Raw genomic sequence first — 1,718 nt, 5'->3', positions numbered from 1 at the left:
GGCTCAAACATGACGTTGACGGCACGCATGGGCTCCGCGCGCCCAGCGCTTCTTTCTGCTGGCCGAGACGCTGAATGCCGATGCCGTCTTGTCGGCAGGGTTCGTCGATGTCGTGGTCGATGACGACAAGGTGCTTGCGGAAGTAGAGGCATCGGGTCCGGCCGAGGTCTATGGCGATATAAAGCGACTGTTCCTGGCGGCGCCAAGCGGGACTTTCGAAAGCAGTTGGAGGACGAGGCGCAGACCCTTGCGTCAATCGCGAAAACCGCGGATGCGAAGGAGGCATCAAGGCGTTTCGCGAAAAGCGCAGTCCGCGCTTTCAGGGACGATAACGATACCAACAAGAACGAAAACGGGAGGATCATATGCGTGGACTTGATGGACGAAGGGTCATTCTGACCGGCGGCGCCAGCGGCATCGGCCGGGCGACGACGCTGCGGCTCGCCGACGAGGGATGCGTCGTCGGAATATTCGACCAGAATTTGACCGGTGCCGAAGACACGGCGCGGCTCGCCGCCGGCAAGCCCGGCCGCGTGCTGGCCTATCAGGTCGACATCACCGATCGCGACGCGGTCGCAGCCGCCACCGACAAGTTTGAGGCAGCGGCAGGCCCGACCGAGCTGCTGGCCAACGTCGCCGGCTGGGATATCCCGGTGCCGTTCCTCGATACCGACCGCGCGTTCTGGGACAAGGTGATCGGCATCAACCTCTACGGCCCGCTCAACCTGCATCACGTCGTGGTCAAGCGGATGGTCGAGCGCGGCTTCGGGCGCGTGGTCAACGTTGCCTCCGACGCGGGCCGGGTCGGCTCCTCCGGCGAAGCCGTTTATTCGGCCTGCAAGGGCGGCTTGATCTCGTTCACCAAGACGGTGGCGCGCGAACTGGCGCGCAAGAACATCATCCTCAACGTGGTGTGCCCGGGTCCGACCGATACGCCGCTGTTCGACGCCTTCACCAAGAGCTCGCCGACCGGCGGCAAGATCGCCGAAGGACTCGCGCGCGCGATTCCGCTGCGGCGGCTCGGCCAGCCGGACGATTATCCCGGCATGATCGCCTTCCTGCTGAGCGACGATGCCGGTTTCATCACCGGACAAACCATCAGCGTGTCCGGCGGCTTGACGATGCATGGTTGATCCTCGTTCGGGAATGGTGCGATGAGCCTGAGAAGCGTGACGTTTGGCGATGTCTATCGCCGCAATGCCGAATGTTATCCCGGTCGAACCGCCTTCATCGTCGATGGCAGGCGGGTGACGCATGCGGAATATCTCCGCAGTATCGAGCGGTTGGCGGGGCGGTCTCGCCAGCCTTGGCGTGAAGCCGGGCGATCGCATCGGCATCCTCTCGCAGAACTGCATGGAGATGGTCGAACTGATTGGGGCGGTGGCGCTGCTCGGAGCCATCCTGCTGCCGGTCAACTTTCGCTTGCAACCGGATGAGATCGCCTATGTCCTCGCCGACGGTGCGCCTGTGGTCGTCATTGCGGGCGCCGACTATCACGAGGCGATCGTGGCCCAGCAGGGGTCGTTGCCCTCAGCACGATATTATTTCGGTATCGGTGCCGCACATCCCGCGCTGACGCCGTTCTCGCAACTCTCGGCGAGCGATACGCCGCTGCCGTCCACGTCGGTAGTCGGCGATGCGGGCTTCATGATCATTCATACGGCAGCCGTCGGTGGCCGTCCCCGCGGCGCGCTGCTGTCGCTCGGCGACATCCACTT

The 1,718-nt window shown here is 63.9% G+C and carries 2 protein-coding genes; both read left to right on the top strand.

From position 1 onward, the window contains the following. Positions 1–365: 365 nt before the first annotated feature. The gene (locus JHD07_RS37030; protein WP_028139142.1) at positions 366–1,133 is read left to right on the top strand and encodes an SDR family oxidoreductase; all 768 of its coding nucleotides are present in this window, start codon (positions 366–368) and stop codon (positions 1,131–1,133) included. Between the two features lie 121 nt (positions 1,134–1,254). Next, positions 1,255–1,718: AMP-binding protein (locus tag JHD07_RS37025; protein ID WP_366865834.1), on the top strand; the 464-nt coding region annotated here is incomplete at its 3' end.

It is taken from the genome of Bradyrhizobium sp., assembly GCF_016462955.1.
GTDB lineage: Bacteria > Pseudomonadota > Alphaproteobacteria > Rhizobiales > Xanthobacteraceae > Bradyrhizobium.
The sequence above is the reverse complement of the archived record's forward strand: the minus strand, read 5'-3'. Positions and strand labels throughout refer to the sequence as shown.